Source organism: Caldivirga sp. UBA161 (genome assembly GCF_002506515.1).
Taxonomy (GTDB): domain Archaea; phylum Thermoproteota; class Thermoprotei; order Thermoproteales; family Thermocladiaceae; genus Caldivirga.
This window is the reverse complement of record NZ_DAXS01000065.1, coordinates 14,885-22,752: the sequence shown is the minus strand read 5'-3', so window position 1 is coordinate 22,752 and position 7,868 is coordinate 14,885. Positions and strand designations below refer to the sequence as shown.

7 protein-coding genes and 1 pseudogene are annotated in these 7,868 nt (G+C 38.8%); 5 read left to right on the top strand and 3 right to left on the bottom strand.

Features of this window, described 5'->3' with window-relative positions; genetic code table 11:
* Positions 1-62: 62 nt before the first annotated feature.
* Positions 63-1,373: a radical SAM protein gene (locus tag BP896_RS07140; RefSeq protein ID WP_291767088.1), complete on the bottom strand. Its 1,311-nt coding sequence runs from the start codon at positions 1,371-1,373 to the stop codon at positions 63-65.
* Positions 1,374-2,440: 1,067 nt separating this feature from the next.
* Between BP896_RS07140 and BP896_RS09840 the strand changes: the two are divergent.
* From BP896_RS09840 to BP896_RS07125, 4 genes and pseudogenes are all read left to right on the top strand, one after another.
* Positions 2,441-2,521, top strand: a pseudogene (locus BP896_RS09840) (AbrB/MazE/SpoVT family DNA-binding domain-containing protein); the annotation flags it as partial.
* A gap of 85 nt (positions 2,522-2,606) precedes the next feature.
* The gene (locus BP896_RS07135; RefSeq protein WP_291767086.1) at positions 2,607-2,771 is read left to right on the top strand and encodes a PIN domain-containing protein; all 165 of its coding nucleotides are present in this window, start codon (positions 2,607-2,609) and stop codon (positions 2,769-2,771) included.
* A gap of 580 nt (positions 2,772-3,351) precedes the next feature.
* Positions 3,352-3,624: a sulfurtransferase TusA family protein gene (locus BP896_RS07130; protein WP_291767084.1), complete on the top strand. Its 273-nt coding sequence runs from the start codon at positions 3,352-3,354 to the stop codon at positions 3,622-3,624.
* A 156-nt stretch (positions 3,625-3,780) separates the two neighbouring features.
* Positions 3,781-4,698: a hypothetical protein gene (locus BP896_RS07125; RefSeq protein WP_291767081.1), complete on the top strand. Its 918-nt coding sequence runs from the start codon at positions 3,781-3,783 to the stop codon at positions 4,696-4,698.
* On the opposite strand, the gene BP896_RS07120 is transcribed toward BP896_RS07125, so the two are convergent.
* On the bottom strand, positions 4,670-5,125 hold the full coding sequence (locus tag BP896_RS07120; RefSeq protein WP_291767080.1) for a hypothetical protein: 456 nt from the start codon (positions 5,123-5,125) through the stop codon (positions 4,670-4,672). The two genes, BP896_RS07125 and BP896_RS07120, sit on opposite strands and share 29 nt — an antisense overlap.
* Before the next feature lie 128 nt (positions 5,126-5,253).
* Positions 5,254-5,586 carry a hypothetical protein gene (locus tag BP896_RS07115; protein WP_291767078.1) on the bottom strand — a complete coding sequence of 111 codons (333 nt, stop codon included), beginning with the start codon at positions 5,584-5,586 and terminating at the stop codon, positions 5,254-5,256.
* 327 nt (positions 5,587-5,913) lie between these two features.
* On the opposite strand from BP896_RS07115, the gene BP896_RS07110 reads away from it, so the two are divergent.
* Positions 5,914-7,833, top strand: a complete 1,920-nt coding sequence (locus tag BP896_RS07110; RefSeq protein ID WP_291767076.1) for a DUF460 domain-containing protein — start codon at positions 5,914-5,916, stop codon at positions 7,831-7,833.
* Positions 7,834-7,868 lie beyond the last annotated feature (35 nt).

Here is a 7,868-nt window from a genome sequence, read left to right as displayed (position 1 = left end):
GGCCTTGAGGTTGATCCAGTTAGGGGGACGCTTAAGGAGGCTGAGCTATTGTTACTTTAACTTCACCGTAAGCCATTTAATCTTTCAATTAATGAATCCTCATCGCCTAAATACTTAATGTTAATCCCCTTCTCAAAACTAATCAATTCAAAGTTCAATCCCAAGTCCTTAGCATACCTATAAACCTCCATTAACTCCTCCCTACTAGGCCTCCTAGCCAGTTCCCTAAACTCAGGATTAAACCTTGGTGAGCTTGGATCAGTTTCATTCTCTGGCCTGTATTGATCCATTATATTAACTAACACGCCCGGCATGTTATCCGCAATCCACTTAAGTACTGGCTTGGAATCATCCTCAATATGGCTTGGCATAACCAAGTGCCTAATTATCATGTCTTCACCCCAGTCATAAACCAACTTATGATTTCTAGAGACAATTTCAAAATACTTAGGTATCCTGGAAATTCTAAAGGCGCATTTATTATTATAATACTTGAAGTCAGGTAGCCATATGTCAATTAATACCCTAAGAAGTTTAATAGTCTCCGTAGTCATGTAAAAGTTACTATTCCATAGCATGGGTACGTTAAGTTCATCATCATAGAATGCCCAATCCATTGAAAAGTTGTATGGCGTGAAATCCGCCTTTATTGAGAGTACTGCTTCATATTCTTCATCACTCAATTCCTTAATAACCTTAACGCCCTGCTGGGCAATTAACCTTATTGCCTCAGCAATATTGTGCAAATGCGGTGTTGGTTCACCACCAACCCAATTAATGTTATGAACCCCCTCAAGCCTAAGTATGGCAGCTGCTGAGGCTATTTGTCTGGGATTCATGGTAATTCCATTAAACCTATTCCTACTTATATTGGCGTTTTGGCAGAAGGCGCAACGAAAGTTGCATGATGTAAAGAATATTGTTCCAGAACCCATTACACCCCTGAGTGGTAATTCCTCACCAAGGTGGTGGAAGTATGTGGATACCCTGCTTGTAGAGTCAAGCATGCAAACACCAAGCCTCTTACCACTAGTCCTATCAACTCTGCAACGCCACTCACAGAATTCGCAATGCCTAATCATCCTCCTCGTAATTTCAGTAACTAGGTCTAGGAGTGATGGTGATGCCTTAGGTATATCCTTAATATTAACCTCATTACTCCTCACTCTACGCCATAGTTCAAGGAAGTCATCCAAAGCCCTATTAAACTCATTCCATAATTCACCCTCACTTAATTCAGTTAGCTCCTCATTAACTGGTACTCGAGTTGCAATTAAGTACTTAGCCGGCTTCCTATTAATCGCTACCTCATAGTACCAAGGTAACTTATCCTTAATATACCTCCAAATCCATAATCTAGAGAAATTAATCACACTAAAGAATTAATTAATGTTCTTTAAATACTTGTTTTGCATTTAGTTTTCTTAAGGAGCTTATTCATGGCTCATATCAATTCTAAAGCATAAAATACATCAACTTAGATTGCGGGAAACAGTTAGGTGTTAAATAAAAATGCGTTATAATATTTTAGCTATTGTGCTCAATGATGAATATTCGCCTAACCACTATATAACAGTAGCCTAACTTAGTACACATGAGCTTCTAAAAACTTTAACTCATCCTGCCTTAAACACCAAATAACATCACTTACATTAATAATGATAATGCCTAACTTAGCTAAGCTTCGCCACTAAGAAGAACCCTATAAGTATATTATCTGCGAATTCAGGATTAATGAGAATTAACTTAACAATAAAGGTACCTATCATTAATTAGTACCCTAACATTAATTCTCCTAAAATTATATTGAGTAACTCTTAATGCTGCCGTATAATGCAAATCTTAATATCATTACCTGATGTTGATAAAAAGTAATATACACTGCAGCACCCATAAGAAGCATTAAAGTAAAATTACACGCACATTAGCTGATACCGGGTTTAAGGGTTGGCTCTGATATGGTTTCCCAGGGTCTTGGCGGTTACACTCCTTTGATTTTACTTTAATGCTCCTCATTACTCTTTAACTAAGTTACCACCCTTTCCCAATTTCTTCGCATATTAATTATAAGTCTCTAAGTAGGATTCGGCTTTCATTGTAACTGGTGGCTGCTTTTTAGTGACTACTGGTTGCTCAGCCTCATCATCATTTAACTATGAAAGAGAATTTAGAGGTAATTAAAAATAATTAAAGTTATGCAAACGCTGCTAGGCAATATACTTAATGTAGCTAACAAAACCTTAACCTCAGGTTTAGGCAGCTTCCTATTGTTCATTATTTTCCGCTACTAAAATATTGTTAGCTTTAAAAGGGGGCTTGAAACACTGCTTTTAGGTTAGGCAAGGATTTAAACACCTCTGTGCATTATACATAGGGGTGTTTACTTCATGTTATTTGATATTGAGCCAAAGACAAGGAGACAAGGAGGGAGCCAGTCAGCATTAGGGAGAGATTTGGGATTAAGGTTGGTGATGTACTGAGTGTTGAGATTGATGATGACCGTATTATTCTTAGGAAGGTTGTTCAGGAGATATCAATGGTTAGTTTAGGTAGAGAATTGACGATTAGTGATATTGATAAGCTTATTGAGGATGGTTTGATGAGGAATGTCAGAGGCAGTAATTGATACTAGTGCATTAATTATAATTGTTAAGGATTCTAGGGAGCATGCTAAGGCCGTTAGGATTATGAATAGTTTAGATAAGTGGTTTCTACCGCATATCGTTATTTATGAGCTGATTTGGTTCCTTAGGTCAGTTAATGTACCTTAAGAATAGTGCAGTAGGTACTTTAAGTAGCTTAATTAATCATAGGAAGGTGAGTTTAGTGTGTAATAGTGATGCCATTAAGTGGGTGTCTCATGTAATGCTGAGTGTTAATTGGGGGCTTGGTAGTTTTAATGACTTGGTTATATTAGGGACTGCTTATGTGCTGGGAAGCCTTTATTTACATTTGATGAGGAGCTTAAGAAGCGGGCCAGAAGATTTAATGCTAGTATTATTGAGGCTTAGTGTGGTGTTAAAAGAGGTAATGATGCATCACTGAGGATTAAGGGCATTCAATAATGTAGCGCTGGGGTTTAGGCAGCCATCATTATTGAGTTCACNNCAACTTTTCACTTAACGCTCCTCCTAATATTGGAACCTCTAGAGTTGTAGTGTGTTTGAATGGGATGATAGTAAAGGTTAATTAGGAGGGTGTTTTTAGGATTGGTTGGCTGTGATAGTGTCCTGGGGTATCTGATGATTGATGAGTGACATGCCGAATGAGCCGCTAAATTAATGTTATTATTGTGCAAAATATGCATGCCTCATAATTATATAAATAAGTATGCATTAACCGGTAAGTGGTATGAGCAGTATGAGTATATCTTTAAGCAGTAAGTTAAGTAAGGTTAATGATAAGTATGTGGCGGATTTAAGGGGTTTAATTTGCCCATATCCCCAACTTTACGCTGCTAAGGTTATTAAGTCAGTGGAGAAGGGTGCGGTAATTGATATATTAGTGGATTACCCAGCATCGTGCGAAACAGTGCCATCAGTTGCAAGTAAGCTAAACTGCAGTGTTTTAGATATAATTCAGGTTAATGGATATTGGGTTATAAGACTTAAGAAGAATGATTAACTATCAAGAGTTCAATTAACCTTAGGATTAATGACTTGTTTACTTTCAAGGGCTGTTAAGTACGCTTAGTTTGAATGAGTATTCTTAAGGGTACCTGTTTCAGTTTATTCGGTTAACCCGAAAGATTTATAAACCAATTAGGGTAACCCGAAAGATATGAATATACTCCAGCTACTCTTAAACCCACCAACTGGGTTAGGGTTATCGGAAATACTATTCATCAGCCTCCTACTGGGTATGATGCATGGTGCAACCCCCGATGAGCATACTTGGCCAATAACCTTCAGTTACGCAATAGGGAAATATAGCACTAAGGGTGGTATGGCAGCTGGCTTCTTATTCTCACTGGGCTTCACGATGCAGAGGGCTTTACTGACTACACTGGGTTACATTGGGTTAGCCTACTTCTACCAGAGGTATAACCTAGATGGCCCAGTCTACATGGTGGTTGGCCTAGTGATGGCCATAGCTGGTTCATACATACTAAAGGGCAGATACCTGCACTTACCCATTGACGTACTGCTTGGCGGTAAGGCACACCACACTGATAAGGCTAGTAGGTTACCGCTACATGAGGTTCATGAAAGGGATATACCATTAAAAATGACTATAGTGCATGGTTTAATAGCTGGCTTCGGCTTTGGGGCGTATGCAAGCATAATCACATTCATACTTGCCCCCCAGGTTCCTGGATTAATATATGCCCCACTGCCTGGATTAATGTTTGGTATTGGAACCATGATTATGCAGATTATATTTGGTGCAGTGTTCGGTAATATACTGAGGATTAAGAAGTTTAATGAGGATGAGATTAAGATTATTGGCAAGAGGGCTGCTGGTAGGGTGCTTTACTATGGTGGATGGGTTTTCGTGTTGGCTGGCTTACTAATAATGCTATTCCCAGCAATAGACTCATGGGCAATATCCACTGGTTTACCAATACCTAACCTAGATGCGGTGGATATTGGATTCCTACTAGTGGTTGTGGTTGTGGGGGCATTAGGCATATACAGTATAATTAGGGGTTATCAGGAGGCTGTGGTGATTAGGAACCAGAGGCTGCGTTCTGTTTAGTATTAATTAAATTAATTAATTCATTCAGTGTATTCTCATTAAGGCTATGTATTATCATTATTGGCGCCTCATCTAGGTAAACTATTATTAAATTACCATTAATACTCATTCTACTCATTGATGCTATTAGTGAGTTTAATGATTCCCTTAACGTTACGTAATAGTGCTTTAATTGATTTAATGATTCATAATCTACATTGCCCATGATCCCTACATAAAGCAACTTATATAACTCCCTCCCCTTATGATCAAGAACATTATATGATTTAATGGTTAATGCGCCTTGACTAATGGTTTTCGCTTCATTAGACTTAATGTACTCTATAGTTGTGTTTATTTTAGTAATCATATTAACTGCATTATTAACTATCTCCTTAAGCTTATCTATGGCCTCATCCTGATTCCTATAATACTCTATCCTTAGCATTTAACCAAGGCTAACCCAAACTGGGGGTTTAAATATTCAGCCACTGACCCTAAGATCATCAATCTCCCGCTGAAGCCTCATCACCCATTAAAACTGCTTCTCAATGCTTTTAAACCATTACTAGTTAGTTATTGGAACCCCAGTTCCTTAAGTACTCTGCTTGAGGATTCATTAATAATCCTATCCCTATTACTCCTAATGGCGTCAATGATGCTTTTATGTTTATGCATATACTCATCCACCTCCCTCTTTACACTCAACTCTGCATTCAACTTATACTCGTTAACTAATTTACTAATCTCACCACTAAGCATTTTACGTAAATCATCCTCAACCTGCCTTAAGTATGAGTCAAGTTCGCTCTTAACCTGCTCCTTAACCCTTTCAACATCAGATATTGCCTCATCTAGCCTCCTCATTATTTCGTAAAACTTAGTCAAATTATTGGAGCCACTGGACACGTATTTGTGTTCCCCTTAAGGATATATAAGCATTCCCCATTATTAACCACCTCCAGTGATTACTGGAAGTAAGGTACATGAATTAATGGGCTGAATCTTTCCTGCGTTTGATTAATGTTCCCTGGGGTTATTGGGTATGCTGGTGCATACTCCTAATTAATACCCCCTAATAGTACCCACTGGATCCCGAGGAGGACCAAGAAGAACACCCATAAGCAGCCGGTAAAAGCAATAACAAACCAAAGGCAGCACAACAGTATACGCTTACAGTAACTGAATTAGTTAGTTTGAGAATAAAGAATTAATACCCCTCTTCAGTGCTTTAACGTGTCCTCTAGAGTACTGGGTATTGATATTAGGCCTGACGGCGGCTTCTCCTACGTAGTTATGAATAGTGATAATACTATTATTACTGGTGGTGTAGCTAACCAGGATGAGTTAATTAGGGTTATTAAGAAGTATAGGCCATCGATTGTTGCTGTTGATAACATTAGGGAGATTTTAGAGTTAGGTGGCCGTTTCCTGAAGAGGATGAGTAAGTTACCCAGCGTCCCTCAGATAATTCAAGTTACTAGGTTATCTGATGGTTCTGAGGTTAAAATGGAGGACCTAGTTAGGAAGTACCTTGGAATTAACATTGGTCTATTAACGCCTGAGGAAACGGCGAAGCACGTTGCTGAGCTTGCCTTAAGGGGTATTGGTTCTGTTGTTAAGCTTTTTGAGAATGAGACTAAGATAGTGGTTAAGGCATTAATATCAACAAGGCAGGGTGGTCAGAGTAGGAGGAGGTTTGAGAGGAATATTGCCATTAGGGTTAGGCATATTGTTAAGAGTATTATTGAATCCCTTAATAAGGCTAACCTAGACTACGACGTATTCTACCATAGGGATAGTGAGGGTGTTAGGTCAGCATTAATAATAGTGTATGCTGATAAATCCATTGTTAGAAGGTTCGTGAAGCCCGTTAAATCAATGGACGTTAAGGTGACCTTAGAGCAGGTAATAAGCAGTAGCATTAAGTTCCTCTCACCCAACTCAAGCTATGTTGAGGCTTCCCCAAAGTCTAAAACTAGGCTAATAGTGGGTGTTGACCCAGGTATAGTAACCGGCTTAGCATTAATGAGCCTTGACGGTAAGGTACTCGCCCTATTCAGTGGTAGGAACATGAGTAGGAGGAGGGTTTTAAGCCTAGTCTACGAGTACGGTACACCAATAATAGTTGCTGCGGATGTCTCTAAGCCCTCCGATTACATTAAGAAACTCTCATCAATGATAGGCGCGGTTCTTTATCACCCTGAGAGGGACATGCAGATTGCTGAGAAAGCTAATATTGCGCTTAAACTATCGGAGAAGGATAATATAAAGGTGAAGACGCCGCATGAGAGGGATGCCTTAGCCGCAGCCTATAAGGCATTCATTAGCTACGCTGATAAGTTCAATAAGATTGATGAAGTGTTGAGTGAATTACCTATTCAAGTTAACGCAGATGAGGTTAAGGAACTTGTAGTTAGGGGGTTATCAATAAGGGATGCCTTATCAAGGGTACTCAGTAGGAGCATTAACCAGGAGTGTAAGGCTGAGGTTATTGTTAAGAATCAACAGCAGGAGTGCAAATGCTCTGATGAGGTTAAGGAACTTAAGGACTATATTAATGTGTTGGAGGAGAAGATTAGTAAACTTGAGGATGAGAACATTAAGCTTAAGGATGAGGTTAATAGACTCTACACCCTTAAATACAGCCCACCCGACCAATCACTCACATCAAAGATTAGGTTACTGGAAAGCAGGATTGAGCTTGAAACTAAGAGGATTAAGGAGCTTAACGATATTTTAAACAACGTGAAATCCATGATTGCTGGGGCATTATTCAATAATAATTACGCCTTCGCAGTGAGGGTTAATAGTACTAGTGAGTTAAGTCAAGTTGTCAACAAGGGTTACTTACCAATTATGAGATTCCAGGACATAACATCATTAGTTGATTTAAGTAAGGGGTGGTCAGGCGTAGTGATAACAATAGATGAGGTTGGCTCAAGGGCTATTAAGCAATTATTTAAAATGGGTATAGCTGCAGTACCATTATCTAGGGTGCTGGCCCTAGATGTAAGCAATGGCATTAAGGTAATTGACATGAATAAGCTAAGTGAATACATTAGTGAATTAAAGAAGGAATTAAATGAAATAGACTACGATACACTTGAAGACCTAGTTAATGAGTATAAGATCAGGAGAAAAAGAATCCAGTAGCTAATCCTATAATACCCTATTCAGTAACTGAATAC

Coding starts and splice junctions, on each gene's coding strand:
- BP896_RS07135 (WP_291767086.1), top strand. CDS start 2,607: ATGTCAGAGGCAGTAATTGATACTAGTGCATTAATTATAATTGTTAAG.
- BP896_RS07130 (WP_291767084.1), top strand. CDS start 3,352: ATGAGCAGTATGAGTATATCTTTAAGCAGTAAGTTAAGTAAGGTTAAT.
- BP896_RS07125 (WP_291767081.1), top strand. CDS start 3,781: ATGAATATACTCCAGCTACTCTTAAACCCACCAACTGGGTTAGGGTTA.
- BP896_RS07120 (WP_291767080.1), bottom strand. CDS start 5,125: ATGCTAAGGATAGAGTATTATAGGAATCAGGATGAGGCCATAGATAAG.